General features: G+C 63.7%; 16 protein-coding genes. 8 read left to right on the top strand and 8 right to left on the bottom strand.

The annotated features are described in order from the left end of the window. Positions 1 to 403 precede the first annotated feature (403 nt). The gene (locus ACZ52D_RS14955; RefSeq protein ID WP_369929125.1) at positions 404 to 637 is read left to right on the top strand and encodes a hypothetical protein; all 234 of its coding nucleotides are present in this window, start codon (positions 404 to 406) and stop codon (positions 635 to 637) included. Positions 638 to 666: 29 nt separating this feature from the next. On the opposite strand, the gene ACZ52D_RS14950 is transcribed toward ACZ52D_RS14955, so the two are convergent. Further along, on the bottom strand, positions 667 to 1,290 hold the full coding sequence (locus ACZ52D_RS14950; protein ID WP_464441785.1) for a helix-turn-helix domain-containing protein: 624 nt from the start codon (positions 1,288 to 1,290) through the stop codon (positions 667 to 669). 64 nt (positions 1,291 to 1,354) lie between these two features. Here ACZ52D_RS14950 and ACZ52D_RS14945 point away from each other — a divergent pair, with 64 nt between their 5' ends. From ACZ52D_RS14945 to ACZ52D_RS14935, 3 genes are all read left to right on the top strand, one after another. Further along, a complete protein-coding gene (locus ACZ52D_RS14945; RefSeq protein WP_464441784.1) occupies positions 1,355 to 2,872 on the top strand; it encodes a class I adenylate-forming enzyme family protein in 1,518 nt (505 codons plus the stop codon). After that, positions 2,869 to 3,525 carry a DsbA family oxidoreductase gene (locus ACZ52D_RS14940; RefSeq protein ID WP_417472114.1) on the top strand — a complete coding sequence of 219 codons (657 nt, stop codon included), beginning with the start codon at positions 2,869 to 2,871 and terminating at the stop codon, positions 3,523 to 3,525. The genes ACZ52D_RS14945 and ACZ52D_RS14940 overlap by 4 nt, the downstream gene beginning before the upstream one ends. A 177-nt stretch (positions 3,526 to 3,702) precedes the next feature. Continuing rightward, positions 3,703 to 4,926: a multidrug effflux MFS transporter gene (locus ACZ52D_RS14935; protein WP_464441783.1), complete on the top strand. Its 1,224-nt coding sequence runs from the start codon at positions 3,703 to 3,705 to the stop codon at positions 4,924 to 4,926. A gap of 84 nt (positions 4,927 to 5,010) precedes the next feature. Here the strand turns inward: ACZ52D_RS14935 and mfd are convergent, their stop codons facing one another. Beyond that, positions 5,011 to 8,469 (bottom strand): transcription-repair coupling factor, encoded by a 3,459-nt coding sequence (gene mfd / locus ACZ52D_RS14930; RefSeq protein WP_464441782.1) that lies wholly within the window; start codon positions 8,467 to 8,469, stop codon positions 5,011 to 5,013. A 47-nt stretch (positions 8,470 to 8,516) separates the two neighbouring features. After that, on the bottom strand, positions 8,517 to 9,038 hold the full coding sequence (locus ACZ52D_RS14925) for a component of SufBCD complex (protein ID WP_369929115.1): 522 nt from the start codon (positions 9,036 to 9,038) through the stop codon (positions 8,517 to 8,519). 198 nt (positions 9,039 to 9,236) lie between these two features. Here ACZ52D_RS14925 and hemB point away from each other — a divergent pair, with 198 nt between their 5' ends. Together hemB and ACZ52D_RS14915 are read left to right on the top strand one after the other, a co-directional pair. Then, positions 9,237 to 10,235 carry a porphobilinogen synthase gene (gene hemB, locus ACZ52D_RS14920; RefSeq protein ID WP_222453260.1) on the top strand — a complete coding sequence of 333 codons (999 nt, stop codon included), beginning with the start codon at positions 9,237 to 9,239 and terminating at the stop codon, positions 10,233 to 10,235. Between the two features lie 136 nt (positions 10,236 to 10,371). Further along, positions 10,372 to 10,947 (top strand): lipid-binding SYLF domain-containing protein, encoded by a 576-nt coding sequence (locus tag ACZ52D_RS14915; protein ID WP_464441781.1) that lies wholly within the window; start codon positions 10,372 to 10,374, stop codon positions 10,945 to 10,947. Between the two features lie 119 nt (positions 10,948 to 11,066). On the opposite strand, the gene ACZ52D_RS14910 is transcribed toward ACZ52D_RS14915, so the two are convergent. Beyond that, positions 11,067 to 11,939, bottom strand: a complete 873-nt coding sequence (locus ACZ52D_RS14910) for an NAD(P)-dependent oxidoreductase (protein ID WP_464441780.1) — start codon at positions 11,937 to 11,939, stop codon at positions 11,067 to 11,069. 115 nt (positions 11,940 to 12,054) lie between these two features. Here ACZ52D_RS14910 and ACZ52D_RS14905 point away from each other — a divergent pair, with 115 nt between their 5' ends. Further along, positions 12,055 to 14,550 carry a penicillin acylase family protein gene (locus ACZ52D_RS14905; RefSeq protein ID WP_464441779.1) on the top strand — a complete coding sequence of 832 codons (2,496 nt, stop codon included), beginning with the start codon at positions 12,055 to 12,057 and terminating at the stop codon, positions 14,548 to 14,550. A 55-nt stretch (positions 14,551 to 14,605) separates the two neighbouring features. Here ACZ52D_RS14905 and hflX read toward each other — a convergent pair whose 3' ends face one another. The 4 genes from hflX to trkA form a co-directional block, all read right to left on the bottom strand. Continuing rightward, the gene (gene hflX / locus ACZ52D_RS14900) at positions 14,606 to 15,877 is read right to left on the bottom strand and encodes a GTPase HflX (RefSeq protein WP_464441778.1); all 1,272 of its coding nucleotides are present in this window, start codon (positions 15,875 to 15,877) and stop codon (positions 14,606 to 14,608) included. Further along, positions 15,877 to 16,116 carry an RNA chaperone Hfq gene (gene hfq / locus ACZ52D_RS14895; protein ID WP_005611588.1) on the bottom strand — a complete coding sequence of 80 codons (240 nt, stop codon included), beginning with the start codon at positions 16,114 to 16,116 and terminating at the stop codon, positions 15,877 to 15,879. The genes hflX and hfq overlap by 1 nt, the downstream gene beginning before the upstream one ends. A 121-nt stretch (positions 16,117 to 16,237) precedes the next feature. After that, on the bottom strand, positions 16,238 to 17,773 hold the full coding sequence (locus ACZ52D_RS14890; RefSeq protein ID WP_464441777.1) for a TrkH family potassium uptake protein: 1,536 nt from the start codon (positions 17,771 to 17,773) through the stop codon (positions 16,238 to 16,240). Between the two features lies 1 nt (position 17,774). After that, positions 17,775 to 19,151 (bottom strand): Trk system potassium transporter TrkA, encoded by a 1,377-nt coding sequence (gene trkA / locus ACZ52D_RS14885; protein ID WP_222453266.1) that lies wholly within the window; start codon positions 19,149 to 19,151, stop codon positions 17,775 to 17,777. Positions 19,152 to 19,264: 113 nt separating this feature from the next. Between trkA and ACZ52D_RS14880 the strand changes: the two genes are divergently transcribed. Next, positions 19,265 to 19,738 (top strand): hypothetical protein, encoded by a 474-nt coding sequence (locus tag ACZ52D_RS14880; RefSeq protein ID WP_222453267.1) that lies wholly within the window; start codon positions 19,265 to 19,267, stop codon positions 19,736 to 19,738. Positions 19,739 to 19,744 lie beyond the last annotated feature (6 nt).

Here is a 19,744-nt window from a genome sequence, read left to right as displayed (position 1 = left end):
CAAGCACCTCGAAACTTCCCCGAACGGCGGGTGAGATATGAGCGTTGACTGGCCTCTCCGGCACATCGCCCAACGGCCCAGGCGACATCCGACAACGTCGAACTGTCACCTTGGATAGCCCCCAACGCAGCGGTGCTTCGACACGCACCCAGCGAACCGATCGTACGACAATGCGCTAGCCCTCTTGCGCGCGGCTCGGACCATCTGCTGCCAGAAAAGCACCGCAACGAATGATCACATCCAGCCATCTTTCAGCGTCCATCGGACTGTGAATTCGGCCGGGTGACCGGCGACTTTGAGGGCGGGCCACGCCGCTGCGCTTGACGCCCTGTTATCAGGTCGTCGAAAAAATGTTAGGATGGGCATCCAACCATCGTGAACCGTTTGTCAGGGAGTGCCCCCAATGCCTGTACAAGCAGCAGCTGCCAGCTGGATTGACAGGATGCCACGCATCAAACAGCGCTTTCCACATTTGAAGGCCAAGAACGCCCCATCGCTATTGGATGACCGGGACAAATTCGTCGCCTATCTGGCCCGCACCCATCACCTCACGCTCACCGAGGCAAGAGAAGAAGTCGATGACTTCCTCTATGTCGAAAGCCTGCTGCGCGAGTTGGACGGCCAGCCGCAACATTAGCGAAGCTGGTCCACTGGCCCCGAAGTGGATCAGGCCAGCGAGGTTACCCAGAGGATCATTGCATCTTCCGGGCTGGTGGAAATCACGTTGTGCCCCATGGCAGCGTCGTAATAGGCGCTGTCCCCACGACGCATCTCGATCGGCTCGTAAAATTCCGTGTAAAGCTTGATGACACCGGTGAGCACGTACAGGAATTCCTCGCCGTCGTGGCGCACCCAGCCGTCGAATTCCTCCATCGACCGCGCGCGAACACGGGCACGGTATGGCAGCATTTGCTTACGGGACAGGCCGTCCGCCAGCAGCTCATGCTCGTAGGTGGCAGTGGCATGGGCCGCGCCATCTCCGGACTTAGTCACCGTCATCCGCCCGTTCACCTGGTCCCTTTGCGGCGGGGTAAACAGCTGCGGCACGGAGATTTCCAAACCTTCGGCCAGCTTCTTCAACGCCTCGTAAGTCGGTGACATCTGGCCATTTTCGATCTTGGACAAAGTCGAGCGCGCCAGCCCTGCCTGATTGGCCGCGTATTCCAGCGTCCAGTCCCGCGCCTTGCGCAGTTCGCGCACGCGGGCTCCCAGATCCAAGGGTTCAGCGGTCTCGTCCGAGCCGCTGGCGCGGGCAATGGTAATCAGGGATTTCGGGTCACGGGATTTCATGCGCTCTCTATAATCCGCGCCAACGCCGCTTGCAACGCAGGAGCGCGCGGGCTAGCCAATTGTGATGCTATCCATTTCCGACACCTCCGCCGCGGCGGTGCCCTGCCCGACGCCGTTCAACATGGCCGCCCATGTGCTGCGCCACGCCGCAACGCGACCGGACAAGACCGCGCTTTCCGTCGTGGATGGCCCGCGACATACCGACTGGAGCTACGCGGAGCTGGAGGCCGCGGTTCGGGGCACCGGCACCGGCCTCCTTCAGGCCGGGCTGCGCCCGGGTGACGTGGTGCTGATGCGGCTCGGCAATACGGTGGAATTTCCGATCGCCTACCTGGGTGCGATTGCCGCCGGGCTGGTGCCGGTGCCGACCTCGGCCCAGCTGACGGAACCCGAGACGGCGCACATGATCGCCCTTCTGAAACCGGCAGCGGTGCTGCGGGATCCAGCCATTTCCTGCGCGAGTCACCCCTGCCAGATCACGACCGAGTCTCTGGTGGCCATGCGGGATCTGGCCCCTTGCGACTACGACATGGGCAGCCCTGACCGGTCGGCTTATATCGTCTTCACCTCCGGAACCAGCGGAAATCCGCGCGCCGTGCTGCATGCCCATCGGGCGGTCTGGGCGCGGCAGATGATGGTCTCCGGCTGGTACGGGCTGAGGCCCGACGACAGGCTTCTGCATGCGGGCGCATTCAACTGGACCTTCACGCTTGGCACCGGGTTGATGGACCCCTGGGCCGCCGGGGCCACCGCCTTGGTGCCTACGCCCGGCACCAGCTCCGAAGCACTCCCGCAATTGCTGCGAGACCATCGCGCCACGCTCTTTGCCGCCGCGCCCGGTGTCTATCGGAAAATGCTTCGCGCCGACCTGCCGCCCCTGCCGGATCTGCGCCACGGGCTTTGCGCAGGTGAAAAGCTGAACCCTGCGATCTTGGCGCAATGGAAACGTGCAACCGACCGCCCCCTGCACGAAGCCTTCGGCATGTCGGAGTGTTCCACCTTCATCTCATCCTGTCCGGAGCAGCCCGCGCGCGACGGCAGCCTTGGGCAGCCCCAGCCCGGACGGCGCGTCGCCATCCTTGGCCCCGAAGGTCCAGTGCCAAGGGGCGAGCCCGGCACCATCGCCGTCCACCGCAGCGACCCGGGACTGATGCTGGGATACCTCCATGCCGAGGCCGAAACCGGCGAGCGGTTTCAGGACGACTGGTTCCTGACTGGCGATCTCGGCGTGATGCACGCCGACGGCCAAATTCACTATCTCGGCCGCGATGATGATATGATGAACGCGGGCGGGTACAGGGTCTCTCCGATCGAAGTTGAAACCGCATTGGCTGCGCATCCCGGCCTCTCGCAGGTCGCGGCTGCTGCGGTCGAGATCAAGCCCGGCGTGGAGATCATCACCGCTTTTTACACCGGTCCCGAAGAAGTGAGCGTTTCCGAGCTGGAGGCCTTTGCCTCCGCCCGGTTGGCGCGATACAAGCAGCCCCGCGCCTATGTCCATCTCGACAGCCTGCCGCTGGGCGCCAACGGAAAATTGCGCCGTCGCGCCCTGCCCGCTCTGTTCAAAGGAAACCCAAGATGACCACTGTCAAACTCGACATCCTGTCCGATCCGATCTGCCCCTGGTGCTATATTGGTAAGACACATCTGGACAAGGCCCTGGCAGACGTTCCGGATCACCCCTTCGTGATCGAATGGCACCCCTTCCAGCTCAATCCCGACATGCCACGCGAGGGCATGGACCGACGCGAATATCTCGAGCGCAAGTTCGGCGGCAAGGAAGGCGCGGTGAAGGCCTATGCCCCGGTGGTAGAACACGCCGAGAAGGCCGGGCTGTCAATCAACTTCGAAGGGATGACGCGCACGCCGAACACGCTGGATGCGCACCGGTTGATCCACTGGGCGGGCATCGAAGGCAAACAGTCGCTGATCGTCGATGCGCTTTTCGAGGCCTATTTCGTAAAGGCCAGGGACATTGGAGACCACGATGTGCTGACCGAACTGGCCGAGGAAGCCGGTCTGGACGCGGCCGCCATTCGGCGGCTTCTCGAAGGTGACAGCGACGTCGAAACCATCCAGAGCCGCGATGCGCACTCCCGCAAGATGGGGGTCACCTCGGTGCCGACCTTCATCGTTGCCAATCAGCACGCGGTTCCGGGTGCCCAGCAGCCCGAGCTGTGGAAACAGGTCATCGCGGATATCCAGCAGCAATTGGCCAACGCGGAGTCCGACTGACACCACCTGTGGAAACCTCGCCACGGCGGCAGGAAACTGCTTAGCATCGCAACAATGCACAGCGTTTTGTGCGGCTCGGGATATGGCCCGGTTGTCGCATTCATGCTAGCGGAAACGCAAGGCTCGCAGACCGGCGCCGATCCCCGGTGCCGCCTGTAGCCCCGTTAGAGGTTTCAGATGAATATTTCCGCCAAGCCCGGCGTCTCAAAAGCCGAGTTCATCGCGCTTATCGCGATGATGTTTGCCACCATTGCCTTTTCCATCGACGCAATGCTGCCTGCCCTGCCCGAAATCGGCCAGGCCCTCAGCCCCGGAGACATCAATCGCGCGCAATTGGTGCTGACGGCATTTGTGCTGGGCATGGGGATGGGCACCTTTTTTACCGGCCCCCTGTCAGACGCATTTGGGCGCAAGCGCGTGATCGCAGGCGGCGCCATCCTTTACATCGCCGCGGCGCTGGTCGCCTGGCGCGCGCAGTCGCTTGAGCTGTTGCTGGCCTCGCGCGTGGTGATGGGGCTCGGCGCTGCCGGGCCACGGGTGGTCGGTCTGGCAATTGTGCGCGACCTGTTCTCGGGGCGCGAAATGGCGCGGATCATGTCGATCGCGATGATGATCTTCACGCTTGTCCCTGCCATTGCGCCGATGCTGGGCGCGGGCATCATCGCGGTTTCCAGCTGGCGCGCCATCTTCCTTGCGTTCACCCTGTTTGCGCTGGTGATCATTGCCTGGATGGGTCTGCGCCTGCCCGAAACCCTGCCAAGACAGAACCGCCGCCCCTTCCGCATGCCGCTGCTGATGGGCGCGGTACGCGAGATGTTCGCCCATCCCAGCGTGCGCCTGTCCATCATGGTGCAAACCCTGTGCCTTGGCATGCTGTTCACGATGCTGACGATGGTGCAGCAGGTCTACGACGTCATCTTCGATCGCGGGGCAAGCTTTCCGTTCTGGTTCGGCTTCGTGGCGCTGATGTCTGGCAGCGCCAGCCTGCTGAATGCCGCCATCGTGGTGCGTGTCGGCATGCGCCGAATTGTGACCTGGTCGCTCGGAGCCCAAATCCTGTTCTCCGCCACGATGCTGGTGCTGAGCACCCAGGCGCTGCCGCAAAGCTTGATGTTCGGCCTGTTCGTGGCATGGCAGACCAGCGTTTTCTTTCTGGCGGGCACCACGCTCGGCAATCTGAATGCCATGGCGATGGAGCCGATGGGCCATATTGCCGGCATGGCGGCCTCGGTCACCGGTGCGGTTTCAACCGTACTGGCGGTGGCCATCGCGGCTCCGGTCGGGCTGTTGTTTGATGGCACCCTGCTGCCCTTGGGCACCGGCTTGCTCACGATGACCTGCCTGGCCTTTACGCTGATGCTGCGCATGGCCCATATCGAGGCCCGCCTGCCCGCGGAATAACCCCGCATCGCAACCTGCGGTCAGCGGTATGCGCAAACAGAACATTGCCAAGGAAACCCCCGGTTTCCTTGGCGCCCTTCAGGCCTAGGCTTTTGCCTTGGCCTTTTTCTTTTCCGCGACAACCTTTTCGGCCAGATCGCGGGCGATGGCGAACGCCCCCTTGATCTTGTCGCTGTCCTTTTTCCAGTCACGGCGGACGACGATCTTGTTGTCCTTCACCTTGGCCAGACCGTTCTGCGCCTGGATGAATTCCACCAGGCCTTGCGGCGAAGCGAACTTGTCATTGTGGAACTGGATCGTTGCCCCCTTGGGGCCACCATCCATCTTGGCGATGCCTGCGCGTTTGCACATCGCCTTGATCCGCACCACCAGCAGGAGCGTGTTGACCTCCTTGGGCAGTTTGCCGAACCGGTCGATCAGCTCGGCCGCAAATCCTTCCAGCTCCACCTTGGTCGAAAGCGACGACAGGCGGCGATAGAGCCCCAGACGCACGTCCAGATCCGGCACATAATCCTCGGGGATCAACACCGGCACGCCGAGGTTGATCTGCGGCGCCCATTGGTCGTCGGTGTCGGCCAGCCCTTCGGCTTCGCCCGATTTGATCTTGGCAATCGCCTCTTCCAGCATCGACTGGTACAGCTCATAGCCCACGTCGCGCATCTGGCCGGACTGCTCTTCGCCCAGAAGATTGCCTGCGCCCCGGATATCAAGGTCTTGCGAGGCCAGCGTAAAGCCCGCGCCCAGGGTGTCGAGCGAGCCGAGAACCCGCAGGCGCTTCTCGGCAGCAGGCGTCAGCCGCTGGCGCGGCTTGGTGGTGAGATAGGCATAGGCGCGGGTTTTGGAGCGCCCGACACGCCCGCGGATCTGGTAGAGTTGCGACAGGCCGAACATGTCGGCGCGGTGCACCACCATCGTATTCGCGGTCGGAATATCCAGCCCCGACTCCACAATCGTTGTGGCCAGAAGCACATCGTACTTGCCATCGTAAAAGGCATTCATGCGGTCATCGAGCTCACCCGCGGCCATCTGGCCGTGTGCCACCACGTAGGTCAGCTCCGGCAGCTGCGCCTTCAGGAATTCCTCGACCTCCGGCAGGTCGCTGATGCGCGGCACCACATAGAAACTCTGGCCGCCCCGGTAGTGCTCACGCAGGAGCGCCTCGCGGATGGTAACGCTGTCGAACTCGCTGACGTAGGTTCGGATCGCCAACCGGTCCACCGGCGGTGTGCCGATGATCGAAAGATCCCGCACGCCGGTCAACGACAGCTGCAACGTGCGCGGAATCGGCGTTGCGGTCAGGGTCAGCACATGGATGTCACTGCGCAGCTGCTTCAGACGCTCCTTGTGGGCAACGCCGAAATGCTGCTCCTCGTCGATGATCAACAGGCCGAGGTTCTGGAACTTGATGTTCTTGGCCAACACCGCGTGGGTGCCCACCACGATGTCGACGGTGCCCTTGGCCAGTCCCTCGCGGGTCTGGCTCGCTTCCTTGGCTGTAACAAACCTGGACAACTGCCTGACTTGCAATGGAAACCCGCGGAACCGCTCGGCGAAGGATGCGGCGTGCTGGCGCGCCAGCAGAGTGGTCGGAGCCACCACGGCCACCTGCAGCCCCGACATGGCGGCGACGAAGGCCGCGCGCATCGCCACCTCGGTCTTGCCGAAGCCCACGTCGCCGCAGATCAGCCGGTCCATCGGCTGACCCGAGTGCAGATCCTCCATCACGTCCTCGATGGCGCGCAGCTGATCGTCGGTCTCCTGATAGGGGAAACGGGCTGAGAACTCCTCCCAGGCATGCGGCGGCGGATCCATCACCGGGGCCTTGCGCAGGGCGCGCTCGGCCGCGATGCGGATCAGCTTGTCCGCCATCTCGCGGATGCGTTCCTTCAACTTGGCCTTCTTGGCCTGCCATGCGCCACCGCCCAAACGGTCCAGCAACCCTTCCTCGTGGCCGTATTTGGACAACAGCTCGATGTTTTCGACGGGCAGGTAGAGCTTGGCCTGCTCGGCGTATTCCAGCAGAATGCATTCATGCGCGGCCCCCGCCGCCGTGACCACGTCCAGCCCCTTGTAGCGGCCGATGCCATGGTCCACATGCACCACCAGATCACCGGGGCTGAGCGATTGGGTCTCGGTCAGGAAGTTCTCTGCCTTGCGGCGCTTCTTCGGCGCGCGGATCAACCGGTCACCCAGCACGTCCTGCTCCGAAATCACCGTCATGTCCGGCGCCTCGAACCCGTGCTCCAGCGCCCAGACCGCCAGATGCAGGCCGGACTTGCCGATGCGGGTGCCGTCCATCACCGGGATCGCCTCCGCCAGGCCCTCGTCCTCGATCAGCCCGGTCAGTCGTTCACGCGCGCCTTCGGAATATGAGGCGACAACCACCGGCCCGACTTGCATCCGCGCTTTGATATGCTCCGCCAAAACCCCGAAAAGGCTAATCTTTTCCTGCTGTCGCTCGGGTGCGAAATTGCGACCGATGCGGCCACCCGCATCCACCGTGCCCGGACCCGAGGCCTGCGGCAGGGGGTGGAATTGCACCACCCGGTGGTTGCTGGTGGCCTGTTCCCAGGCGCCGTCATCCAGATACAGCAGCCCCGGCGGCGTCGGCTTGTAGACCGTGTCAAGCCGCCCTTTCTGCGCCATGGTATGCTTGCGGGTCTGGTACTGATCCTCGATCGTGTCCCAGCGCGCCAGCCGCGCCGGTGTCACCTGATCGTCCAGCGTGACCGTGGCCTGCGGCAGGTAATCGAACAGGGTTTCCAGTTTTTCGTGAAAGAACGGCAGCCAGTGTTCGATGCCTTGATGTTTGCGCCCGGCGCTCACGGCCTCGTACAGCGGGTCATCCGTGCCCGCGGCACCGAATTCGATGCGGTAGTTCTGACGGAACCGGGTGATCGCCGCCTCGTCGAGGATCACCTCCGAAACCGGCGCCAGCTCCACCACCTCGAGCTTTTCGGTGGTGCGCTGCGACACCGGATCGAACCGGCGGGCACCGTCCAGAACGTCCCCGAACAGGTCCAGCCGCACCGGCCCGCTTTCCCCCGGGGGAAAGATGTCGATGATCCCCCCCCGGATGGCGTAGTCCCCCGGCTCCATCACCGTCGGGCTTTGCGTAAATCCCATGCGGACGAGGAACTTGCGCAGCGCGTCTTCATCGACCCGCCCGCCGACCCGCGCGGTAAAGGCGGCTTCGCGCAGCACGGATCGCGCGGGAACCCGCTGGCTGGCGGCGTTCAGCGTGGTGAGCAGCACGAACTGCCGGGGCATCTCATGCACGAGGGCCGCCAGCGTCGCCATACGGGCGGCAGAGATGTCAGCATTCGGAGACACCCGGTCGTAAGGCAGGCAGTCCCACCCCGGAAAAACGAACACCGGCATATCGGGCGCAAAGAAGGCCAGCGCCGCACGCATCGCCTCCATCCGCTTGTCGTCGCGCGCCACATGCAGCAACGGTGCGCCAGAGCTTTGCACCTCTTTCAGGATCAGCCGGGCATCAAAGCCTTCGGGCGCACCGCCCATGGTGATTGCACGCTGTGCCATGCCGTTTTCCTCTTCAAACCCTCGAACCCACCCGGCTCACGCCTCGGTCAGAATGCGCCGATAGTCAGGTTTTGATACATGCCCCAGAAGGCGGTTATGATAATCGCGACGACACCGACCATCTGGATATACAGTCGGCAAAAGGCCAGACGCCGCCGCAGAACCCGGCCCGTCGCGGCTTCCCGCGCGATGCGGCGCGCGGTGGCAAAGGTGATGACGCTCACGATGGCCATCGGGAACAGCAGCAAGAAGACCGCCTGTGCGATCTCCATCAAGTAGCCAAATCCCAGAACCGCCAGCCCGCTCAGGAGGAAACAGGACAGCGCCACCAGCCACGGGCCGGACACCTCGGCGATATACAGCATCCGGTTCACATTGACCCGTGTGATATCCTCCAGATCGCGTTCCGCCTGGCCGCCCTTGCGCGCGGCCCTGTGCACCATGTCGTAGGGCACCCCCAGGATCCAATGACTGGCCGAGGACCACAGGACCGCCAGCGCGATCCAGTACCACAGGTTGGAAAACGACCGCAGCTCAATCATTTCGTAGATAATCTGAAGAAGATCCACGCCTGCCCCCTTCTGCGGCCCCGGAAATTCGGACCGCAATTGCGTCAACCGGCCCTATATCAACTGCCCGGCCCGCGCAGGCAAGACCATGGCGTCGATAACTTGAAAGCCGCGGCCAAACCGCACCTTGCCAGTTCAGCCGCTTGTGCGCCCAGCGCAGGTATGCCACCCATGGGCCAATCAACCTGAGAGTCCACCATGAAACCTACCGTTGCGCCCTTCCCCGCCGCTCGCCTGCGCCGCACCCGTGTCAGCCAGCCCATCCGCGACCTGGTGCGTGAAAACGCCCTGACCACTGCCGATCTGATCTGGCCGATCTTCGTCCGCGAGGGCGAAGGCCAGATGGAGCCTGTCGAGTCGATGCCCGGTGTTCTGCGGCGCTCGGTCGACAAGGTGGCGGAGGCTGCGGTCGAGGCACAGGCGCTGGGGATCCCGGCGATCTGCCTGTTTCCCTACACTGACGCGTCGCTGAAAACCGAGGACTGCGCCGAGGCATGGAACCCGGACAACCTGACCAACCGCGCCATTCGCGCCATCAAACAGGCCGCACCGGACATCGCGGTGATGACCGATGTCGCGCTGGATCCCTACAACATCAACGGCCATGACGGTTACGTAGTGAACGGCGAGATCGTCAATGACGCCTCGGTCGAAGCCCTGGTCAAGATGACCTTGGCACAGGCCGAGGCGGGTGCCGACATCATCGGCCCCTCCGACATGATGGACGGGCGTATCGGCGCCATGCGGCGGGCCCTGGAGCAAGCAGGCCATCCCAACGTGACGATCCTGTCCTATTCCGCCAAATACGCCTCGGGCTTTTACGGTCCGTTCCGCGATGCGGTGGGGGCCTCGGGTGCGCTGAAGGGGGACAAGAAGACCTACCAGATGGATCCCGCCAACAGCGACGAGGCGCTGCGGCTGATTGAGCGCGACCTGATGGAAGGCGCGGACATGGTGATGGTCAAGCCGGGCATTGCCTATCTGGATATCTGCCAGCGCGTGAAGTCCACCTTCGGCGTGCCCACCTTCGCCTACCAGGTGTCCGGGGAATACGCGATGATCCAGGCTGCAGCACAGAATGGGTGGATCAACGGCGAGCAGGTGATGATGGAAAGCCTGATGGCCTTCAAACGGGCGGGCTGCAACGGTGTCCTGACCTATTTCGCGCCCGAGGCCGCCCGGCTGCTGAACGGCTGAGCCCACCTCCACGTTTCAGCGGGAAGCCGCCGCCCACGTCTGCCCGGCAGATGACAGGCAGCGGTTTTCCGCGTATAACCGCGCCAGCGCCGGAGCCAACCGGCCATGGCACAAACCATTACAGGCACCCGAGAAAATGAGCAGCTCATCCTCCCCCACCCTGACCCGCCGCAGCTTTGCCCTTGGCGCGCTGGCCGCCACTGGCGTCACCGCCGCCTGTGGCAACGGCGTCGGCACCAAGAACGGCGCGATCATCGATGCCCGCGCAGATGCAACCCTGCGGCAGATGTACAACCAATATCCCAACACCCGCACCCTGGCCGATAAGGCCAGCGGCATGCTCGTGATGCCCCTGGTGACCGAGGCGGGCTTCATGCTGGGTGGGGCCTACGGCCGCGGCGTGCTGCGTATCGATGGGGTGACGGTGGACTACTATTCGGCCATCAAGGGCAACGCAGGTCTGCAGCTCGGCGCCCAGCAGCATTCGCATGTCCTGTTTTTCATGACCCCCAAGGCGCTCGCCGACTTCCGCCGCTCCAGCGGCTGGGTGGCCGGTGCCGACATCGAAGCCGTGGCGAACAACGAAGGCGAATCCGTCACCGCCGACACCAATACGCTGACCTCGCCCGTGCTGGCGGTGGTCTTTGGTCAGGCCGGCTTCCGCATCGGCGCAACCGTGGAAGGCACGAAATACACCCGGATCATCCCCTGACCGTAAGGATGTCGACCAGGCCCAAGTCGGCCTGATCCGGGCACCCAGAAAAAACTATGGCCTTTCCGTCGGGAAAGGCCATTTTGGTTTCGCGTGTCTTGGTTTCAGGTGTCCGGCGATCAGCCCAATTCGCGCAGCCGCTTGAACAGCGACGAGGTGTCCCAGCGACCGCCGCCCATCTTCTGAACATCCTTGTAAAACTGGTCCACCAGCGCCGTCACCGGCAGGCTGGCCCCAGTCTCGTCAGCGGCGTCCAGGCAAATACCCAGATCCTTGCGCATCCAATCAACGGCGAAGCCGTGTTCGAAATGATCGTCCAGCATCGTCTCGTAACGGTTCGACATCTGCCAGCTGCCCGCCGCGCCCTGGCTGATCACTTCAACCACCGCACGCCCGTCCAGCCCCGCCTTCTCGGCAAAATGGAGCGCCTCGCTGAGCCCCTGTACGAGACCGGCAATGGCGATCTGGTTGCACATTTTGGTCATCTGCCCTGCGCCGCTCTCGCCGATCCGGCGGCAAATTCGGGCGTAGGCATCCATCACCGGCTCCGCCCGCGCATAGGCATCCGCATCGCCGCCACACATGACCGACAGAACGCCGCCCTCGGCTCCGGCCTGACCGCCCGAAATCGGCGCATCGACAAAGGCGATGCCCCGCTCGCGCCCCGCCGCGTAAAGCTCGCGGGTCACCTTGGCCGACACGGTCGTGTGATCGACGAATACAGACCCCTCGGCCAGACCAGCAAAAGCGCCGTCTTCGCCCAGGCAGACCGACCGGAGATCGTCGTCATTGCCAACACAGGCCATGACGAATTCGGCCCCGTCCGCAGCCTCTCGCGGCGTCTTGGCAAAGCCACCGCCGTGCTCTGCGGCCCAAGCCTCGGCCTTGGCCGTGGTGCGATTGTAGACGATCACCTCGTGCCCTGCGGCCTGCAAGTGCCCCGCCATCGGATAGCCCATCACACCGAGACCCAGAAACGCGATTTTCGCCATGTGCTTTTCCCCTGTTCAGACTTCGCATATGTTGGCGACGACACTACCACCCGGCCCTCCGCGTGCAATCCGCTGGAGGCCGGAAACAACAAATTGAACCGGAAAAACTCTGCTGATGCGACATCTCTTTCGCTGGCTTCTGCGCCTGACCTCAGGCCTCATCCTGCTTTGCGTTCTGGCAGTTGCCCTGGTCTACTACCTCGCCTCGCAATCGCTTCCGGACTATGACAAGGATATCGCCCTGCCCGGCCTGTCCGCCCCGGTCGAAATCGTCCGCGACAACGCCAACGTTCCGCATATCTTCGGCAGCTTCGGCGCCAGTGATGACAGCGTGTACTATGGCCTCGGCTATGCGCACGCACAGGACCGGCTGTGGCAGATGGCGGTGCTGCGCCGGACTGCCCAGGGCCGCCTGTCCGAGGTCTTTGGGAGCCGCACGGTGGAGACCGATACCTACCTGCGCCGCCTGGACCTGTACCGGCTGGCGCAGCAATCGGTCTCCGTCCAGTCCCCCGAGGCGATGGCGGCACTCACCGCCTATGCGGCCGGCGTCAACGCCCGCCTGCAGGAGATCAATGAAAAGGCGCTTGGCCGGGGCGCGCCGGAAATGTTCCTGTTCAATATGCCGATGGCCCCGTGGCAACCCGCGGACAGCATCGCGATCATGAAGTTGATGGCGCTGCAGCTCTCCGGCCACATGAAGGAGGAAATCCTGCGCGCCCGCACCTCTCTGGCGTTGCAGGACGGCGATCGGTTGCGCGACATCCTGCCCGATGCGCCGGGCAGCGGCCTGACCGCCCTGCCGGAATACGCCGAACTGGTCCCCGGCGCAGGCCTGCATCAGGCGTCCAGCCGACGCGCAGCACGCACCGACACGACCGAGGACAGCCTGCTGTTCCCTGTCGCGCCACGCGGCCTTGCCGGGGCGTCAAATGCCTGGGCCGCAGCCCCCAGCCGGTCGGCCGCGGGCGGCACGCTTCTTGCCAATGACCCCCACCTGGGCCTGTCGGCGCCCGGCGTGTGGTATCTCGCCCGGCTCGAACTGGGCACAGGCGCGGTGATCGGCGGCACCATCCCCGGCATCCCGGCGGTTCTGACCGGTCGCTCTGACAGCCTCGGCTGGGGGGTGACCTCCTCCTACCTCGATGATCAGGATCTGTTCATCGAACGGCTGAACCCGGACAACCCGCAAGAATATCTGAGCGTCGACGGCTACAAGAAATTCGTCACCCGACCGTCGATCATCCAGATCAAGGACCAGCCGCCGGTCACCCTGACCCTGCGCTGGACAGACAATGGCCCCGTGCTGCCGGGGTCTATGTTCAACCTCGCAGACATCACCCCGCCCGGCCATGTCGTTTCGCTTGCCTGGACCGCGCTCAGCCCGCGCGACACGTCGATGACCGCGGCCCTGGCGCTGATGCGCAGCGGCACGGTCGCCGAAGCCATCGATGCGGGCAAGGATTTCATCGCCCCGTCGCAAAACCTGACGCTGGTGGATCGCGAGACCATCGCGCTCAAGACCGTGGGCGCCTTCCCGCAACGCGACGCCGCCCACCAAAGCCGGGGCCGCATGCCAAGCCAGGGCTGGCGCCCAGAGAACCGTTGGAAGGGGCGCGCGCCCTACGAGGACAATCCCCAGTTCGTCTCTCCGCAGGGCGGGATCCTTGGGAACACCAACAACAAGATCCTCGAACGCCCCTTCCCCAATCACATGTCCTATGATTGGGGGGACACCCAGCGCATCCACCGGTGGCACAAGCTGATGCAGACCCGCGAGGTGCACACCCGTGACAGCTTCATCGAGGCGCAGCTCGACACGGTGTCCTATACCGCCCGCAGCCTGCTGCCGCTGATCGGTGCCAACCTGTGGTTCACCGGTGAGGCCGCGCCCGCTGGCACACCGGAGCGGCAGCGCCAGATCGCCTTGTCACTGCTGTCGGAGTGGAACGGGGAGATGAACGAGCACCTGCCGGAGCCGCTGATCTACGCGGCCTGGCTGCGCGCCCTTCAGGCCCGGCTGATCACCGATGACCTTGGGCCGCTGGCCAAGAGTTTTGGACATGTCGAGCCTCTGTTCATCGAACGGGTGTTTCGCAACGTCGATGGGGCCTCTGCATGGTGCGACGTCCGCCAGAGCGCGCCCAGGGAGACCTGCGAGGACATGGCCCGGCTGGCGCTCGACGACGCATTGGTCTGGATCTCGGAGCGCTATGGCAGCGCGCTGGAATCGCTGCGCTGGGGCGATGCGCACCAGGCCACCCAAGACCACCCGGTGCTGGGCGAGGTGCCGGTATTGCGCTATTTCGTGAACATCCGCCAGTCCACCAGCGGCAGCGACAACACCCTGCAACGGGGCAAGACCTCGGGGCGCGACCCGGATCCGTTCCACAACGTCCATGCTGCCGGCTACCGCGGCGTTTATGACTTCGCCGATCCCGATAGCTCGGTGTTCATCACCTCGACCGGGCAGTCCGGCCATCCGCTGTCGCGCTATTACGACGACATGGCGCAGCTGTGGCGCCGCGGCGAATACATCCCGATGTCCCTGGATGAGGAGCTGGCCCGCGCCGCCGCCGTAGGGGTCACGCGGATCACGCCCCGAGACTGAGAATAAAAAAACGGGCGCCGTGGCGCCCGTTTTCATGGCCAGATTACCGTCAGGGTCACAGTTTTCGATACCGCGCCTTCTGCCGGTCGGTCCACAGAACGGTGACCTCGAACCCGCTGTCGGTCTGCTCCTCTTTCTGGACCAGATCCTCCTTGAATAGCCAGGCACGCTGCTTGCCCTCGGCAAAGCTGAGGTTGAGAACCTCCTCGTGGCGCACCCCCTGTAGCTTCTCGGCGATGTCGCGCAGAAGGTCGTCCAAACCCTCACCGGTCAGCGCCGAAATCGCGTGGATCCCCTCCTCGCGCGCGGCGCGCTGACGGCGGGCCTCCGCCTCGTCTTCAGGCAGCTGATCCAGCTTGTTCCAGACCTCGATACGGGCGCGGTTGTCCTCCATCCCGAGCGACGCGAGAATCGCCTCGACATCTTCGGCCTGATGCTCGCTCTCGGCATGGCTGATGTCGCGCACATGCAGCACCACATCGGCGGCCAAAACCTCCTCCAGCGTGGCGCGGAAGGCGGCGACCAGCTCGGTCGGCAGATCCGAGATGAAGCCCACCGTGTCGGACAGGATCACTTCCGGCCCATCCGGGATCTGCACCCGTCGCATGGTCGGGTCCAGCGTGGCGAACAGCATGTCCTTGGCCATTACCTCGGCGCCGGTCAGCCGGTTGAACAGCGTCGATTTCCCGGCGTTGGTATATCCTACCAGCGCGACGATCGGATACGGCACCTTGGCCCGCGAGGCGCGGTGCAGCGTTCGGGTCTTCACCACCTTGTCGAGCTGCCGACGCAACCGCACCAGCTGGTCGTCAATGGCCCGCCGGTCAGCCTCGATCTGGGTTTCGCCGGGTCCGCCGACAAATCCAAGACCGCCGCGCTGACGCTCAAGGTGGGTCCACGCCCGCACCAGGCGGGTGCGCTGATAGCTCAGCGCCGCCATCTCGACCTGCAGAACGCCCTCGCGCGTGGCCGCACGATCCGAGAAAATCTCCAGAATTAACCCGGTCCGGTCGAGGATCTTGACCTTCCACGCCTTCTCGAGATTGCGCTGCTGAACGGGGGTGACCGGCCCGTCGATCAGAACCAGTTCGACCTCGTGCTGTTTGAAGACACCGGCCAGTTCTTCGATCTTGCCGGAGCCGAATAGCATGCCCGCGTGCGCCTTGGGCAGGCGCACGACGTTTGACCCGACCACGTCAAGGTCGGGCAAGGCCGCTGCCAGAGCAACGGCTTCTTCCAGTGCGGGACCGGCATCGCGGCGCCCGCTGTCTGACTTGATTTCCGGATGCAGCACCCAGGCCCGGGTACGCTTCCTGTCATGCTCCATCAATTGGAGTCTTCACCCTCATAGAGACTGATCGGCTGGGCCGGCATGATGGTCGAAATCGCGTGTTTATAGACAAGCTGCGACTGTCCGTCGCGGCGCAGCAGCACGCAGAAATTGTCGAACCAGGTGATAACACCCTGCAGCTTGACCCCGTTGATCAGAAAAATTGTGACCGGAACCTTGGTTTTGCGAACGTGATTCAGGAAGGCATCCTGAAGATTCTGTCTGTCCGAAGCCATTTTTTATTATCTCGCCTTTGTTCTTGCAGCGTGCTGCGGACCAGCACGCATGTTGCAGTCGATTATGGACCCAGAATTGGCAAGTTTCCACCACAAAAACACTTTCCGGCCTCACCCGCGCTCAGCTGCGCCACAGATTCGGTGACAGCAACGCGATGAAGGCCAGGGTTTCCAGCCGCCCCAGTACCATGGCGAAACACAGGATCAACTTGGCCGGCGTGGTCAGAAGCGCCAACACGATCGGCTCGCTTGCGGCGGCTTCCGTCAGCGGCCCGGTGGTGGACAGCGCCGCAATGGCCAGCACCAGTGACTGCTCGAAATCGGACCCCACCGCCGCCAGCGCCGTACTGATCACCGCCAGCGACAGGGCAAACAACATGAAAAACAGCCACGCCACAAAGGCACCGTTCTTCTGCAGCCTGCGCGTCCGGTCCCCCTCGCCACTGACCGAGTGGGGGTGCACTAGACGTTCCATCTCGCGCAGGCCATTCAGATACAACGCATAGACCCGAAGCAGCTTGACCCCGCCCGCGGTCGTCGCGACGCCGCCGCCGAACACCGCCAATCCCAGCAGGATCATCCCCGGCGTTTCCAGCCCCGACCAATCCCGTGCCGCTTGCCAATGGGCGCTCTCAAACCCTGTGGTGGACAGGAACGACAGCACGGTGAAGATGCTCCCCCAAAGGGCTCGCAGGGCCTGCGCCACATCCTCGCCCGCGTCGACCTCATAGGCGGCAACCCAGTGACGCAGGAACAGAAGCAAAGGCACCCCGAAAACGATCATCAGCCCGGTCCGGAACTCGGGGTCGCGGTCGAGGCGCCCCTGCCCGGCCGTCACCGTGTCGCTGGAAAACGTCAACCGCGACAGGGCGAAGAACATGAACAGGAACATCACCATCTCGCCCGCCAGGCCGCTGGCTGCACGTTCCACACCACCGACGGCAGAGATGCCGGAGGTCGCCATCACCGACATGGCATGGCTCAGCCCGATCAGCGCCTGTTCCCCGGTGATCATCAATAGAACCCACAGCACCAGCGTCAGGCCGATGTAAATGGGCGACAGGGTCCGGGTCACCAGCACCAACTGGCGGCGCGGATCCGCCCGCTCCATATGTGCAGGCGCGGCAGTGCCACCGCCCGGCTGGCCTCTTGCCGTGACCTCGAACCCACCCAGCGACATTGGCGCCAGAACCGCCGATGCGGCAATCCACATCAAGAGACCACCGAGCCAGCCAACCATCGCGCGCCACAGATGCACGCTGGGCGGCAGACGCGCCGGATCGGCCCAGATGTCTGCGCCGGTGGTGGTGATCGCACTGACCATGTCGAAATAGGCATTGAGATAACGGGTGCTGACCAAGGCGTCCTGCACCGGCACCGCAAGGAACAGTGGCAGCACCGTGAAGGTCGCCAGCAGCGACAGCAACTGACCCGTCATACTGTAGCGCGGCACCTTGTTGCCCAGCGCCAGCGCGATCATCACCACCAGCGTCAGCCCCAGGATGCCAGAGTAGAAGAAGCTGCGCGACGTGTGGTGGTCGTCCAGCACCAGCGCGTGGATGGCCGGCAGCCACATCGCCAGCGAGGCAATACCCGAGATCAGCAAGAACAGCGGCAGCCGCAGCACCCCGACCGGGGCTTTGACCGATTGTCGCATTCTAGAAATAGTCGATCGAGACCTGCAACAGGCGCTCGACCTCCGGCACGTCATCCGCCATTGCAAAGAGGGCGATCACATCCCCCTCCTCGATCCGCATCTCGCCGGAGGGGCGCAGCATCTCGCCATCCTTCAGCACGCCGCCGACCAGAACGCCTTCGGGGAAATCCGTCTCGCGGATCATCTGACCGGCGATGGGCGAAGTCGAGAGCACTTCGGCCTCGATCATCTCGGCCTCGGCGTCACCCAGCGAATACACCTGCCGCACCCGGCCATAGCGGATGTGGCGCAGGATCGAGCTGACGGTGGTGGAGCGCGGGTTGATATAGGCGTCGATCCCAAGATGCGGCAGAAGCGGCACCAGCGTGGGATCGTTGATCAGAGCAATCGCCAAGGGGCAGCCCTCGGCCTTGGCCCGCACCGCTGCCAGCATGTTGGTCTTGTCGTCATCGGTCACGGCCAGCATGGCGTCAGCCTTGTCGATGCCCGCCTCGATCATCAGCGCCCGGTCCAGCCCGTCGCCATTCAACACGATCGTGCGCTCCAACTGTTCGGCCGCGCGTTCGGCGGAGCGGCGGTCCCGCTCGATCATCTTGGCGCGAATGCGGGTCGTGCTGGCCTCCAGTGCCTTTGCCACCTCAAGCCCGACATTGCCGCCCCCGACGACCACCACGCGGTCCTGGCGCTTTTCGTGCTTGCCGAAGACCTCGATGGTGCGCGACACGTCATCGACGTGGCAAAAGACATAGCAGCTGTCGCCGACGAACAGCTGGTCACCCGGCTCCGGCGCAAACAGGGTCCCGTCCCGACGCACGCCGACAACAATCGCGCGCAGGGTGGAAAACAGGTCGGTCAACTGTCGCAGGGGCGTGTTGACCACCGGGCAGCCCTCATCGATCTGGATGCCCAGAAGCTGTGCCTTGCCGTCCATGAACGTTTCGGTGTCAAACGCCGCAGGCGCCGACAGCCGCTGCATCGCCGCCGCAGCGACTTCACGCTCAGGACTGATGACCACGTCGATCGGCAAGTGCTCCCGCTGGTAGAGATCGGAATAGATCGCGGTCAGGTAGCTCTTTGCCCGCAGCCGGGCGATCTTGCGCTGGATCTTGAACACCGAATGCGCCACCTGGCAGGTCACCATGTTGACCTCGTCCGAATGGGTCGCGGCGATGATCATATCCGCATCCCGTGCGCCCGCGCGCTGCAACACATCCGGGTAGGACGCGAATCCGTGGATACCTTGCACGTCCAGCGTGTCAGTGGCGCGACGCACCAGATCCGGATTGTTATCGACAACCGTGACATCATTGTGTTCGCCGGACAGATGCCGGGCGATCTGCCAGCCAACCTGGCCCGCACCACAGATAATGACCTTCATAGACGTGTTCCTTGGCGAAGTGAGGCGCAGAGTTTCGCGCACTGTGCATGACAGAAGCCGCATTCACGGTCAAATTAATTGTAAAATCCTCTGCTTGCCCCCATCTTCCCCATATGATCGATGCATTTTTCCGCTCCCTGGGCGCCGCCGGGTTGCTGATGGTCAGCGCTTGCGGCCCTCTGCCCGCCTATTACAAACCCGGCGCCGAGGTTTCGCGCCTGGAAGCCGACACCCTGAGCTGCGAGACGCGCGCCCTGAAGGACGCCCCGGTGGCGACCGAGATCCGCCAGCGCCCGGCGGTCTTCTACCCCGGTCACCGCTATTGCAGCGGCGGACAATGTTACTATCGGCCCGGCTACTGGGCTGATGGCGGCACTTACACCGTCGACACCAACCGGCAGCTCCGCCAGCGACTGGCCAAAGCCTGCATGGCCGACAAAGGCTATCAGCAGATCGAATTGAAGCGCTGTACAGGGGCAAGCACGGCAGGCGAAACCGTTGGCCAGACATTGCTTGGCCCTCTGGACGAGACATCCTGCGCCATCCGCAATCGCGATGGCACGGTCAGTATCCGGACCAAAGGCTGACCAGCC

The sequence above is a fragment of the Leisingera sp. S2M4 genome, assembly GCF_055398055.1.
This window is presented reverse-complemented; position numbering and strand designations above follow the sequence as displayed.

Bases quoted from the DNA above. Each gene is read 5' to 3' on its own strand.
- ACZ52D_RS14955 (WP_369929125.1), top strand. From the start codon at position 404: ATGCCTGTACAAGCAGCAGCTGCCAGCTGGATTGACAGGATGCCACGC.
- ACZ52D_RS14950 (WP_464441785.1), bottom strand. From the start codon at position 1,290: ATGAAATCCCGTGACCCGAAATCCCTGATTACCATTGCCCGCGCCAGC.
- ACZ52D_RS14945 (WP_464441784.1), top strand. From the start codon at position 1,355: ATGCTATCCATTTCCGACACCTCCGCCGCGGCGGTGCCCTGCCCGACG.
- ACZ52D_RS14940 (WP_417472114.1), top strand. From the start codon at position 2,869: ATGACCACTGTCAAACTCGACATCCTGTCCGATCCGATCTGCCCCTGG.
- ACZ52D_RS14935 (WP_464441783.1), top strand. From the start codon at position 3,703: ATGAATATTTCCGCCAAGCCCGGCGTCTCAAAAGCCGAGTTCATCGCG.
- mfd (WP_464441782.1), bottom strand. From the start codon at position 8,469: ATGGCACAGCGTGCAATCACCATGGGCGGTGCGCCCGAAGGCTTTGAT.
- hemB (WP_222453260.1), top strand. From the start codon at position 9,237: ATGAAACCTACCGTTGCGCCCTTCCCCGCCGCTCGCCTGCGCCGCACC.
- ACZ52D_RS14915 (WP_464441781.1), top strand. From the start codon at position 10,372: ATGAGCAGCTCATCCTCCCCCACCCTGACCCGCCGCAGCTTTGCCCTT.
- ACZ52D_RS14910 (WP_464441780.1), bottom strand. From the start codon at position 11,939: ATGGCGAAAATCGCGTTTCTGGGTCTCGGTGTGATGGGCTATCCGATG.
- ACZ52D_RS14905 (WP_464441779.1), top strand. From the start codon at position 12,055: ATGCGACATCTCTTTCGCTGGCTTCTGCGCCTGACCTCAGGCCTCATC.
- hflX (WP_464441778.1), bottom strand. From the start codon at position 15,877: ATGGAGCATGACAGGAAGCGTACCCGGGCCTGGGTGCTGCATCCGGAA.
- hfq (WP_005611588.1), bottom strand. From the start codon at position 16,116: ATGGCTTCGGACAGACAGAATCTTCAGGATGCCTTCCTGAATCACGTT.
- ACZ52D_RS14890 (WP_464441777.1), bottom strand. From the start codon at position 17,773: ATGCGACAATCGGTCAAAGCCCCGGTCGGGGTGCTGCGGCTGCCGCTG.
- trkA (WP_222453266.1), bottom strand. From the start codon at position 19,151: ATGAAGGTCATTATCTGTGGTGCGGGCCAGGTTGGCTGGCAGATCGCC.
- ACZ52D_RS14880 (WP_222453267.1), top strand. From the start codon at position 19,265: ATGATCGATGCATTTTTCCGCTCCCTGGGCGCCGCCGGGTTGCTGATG.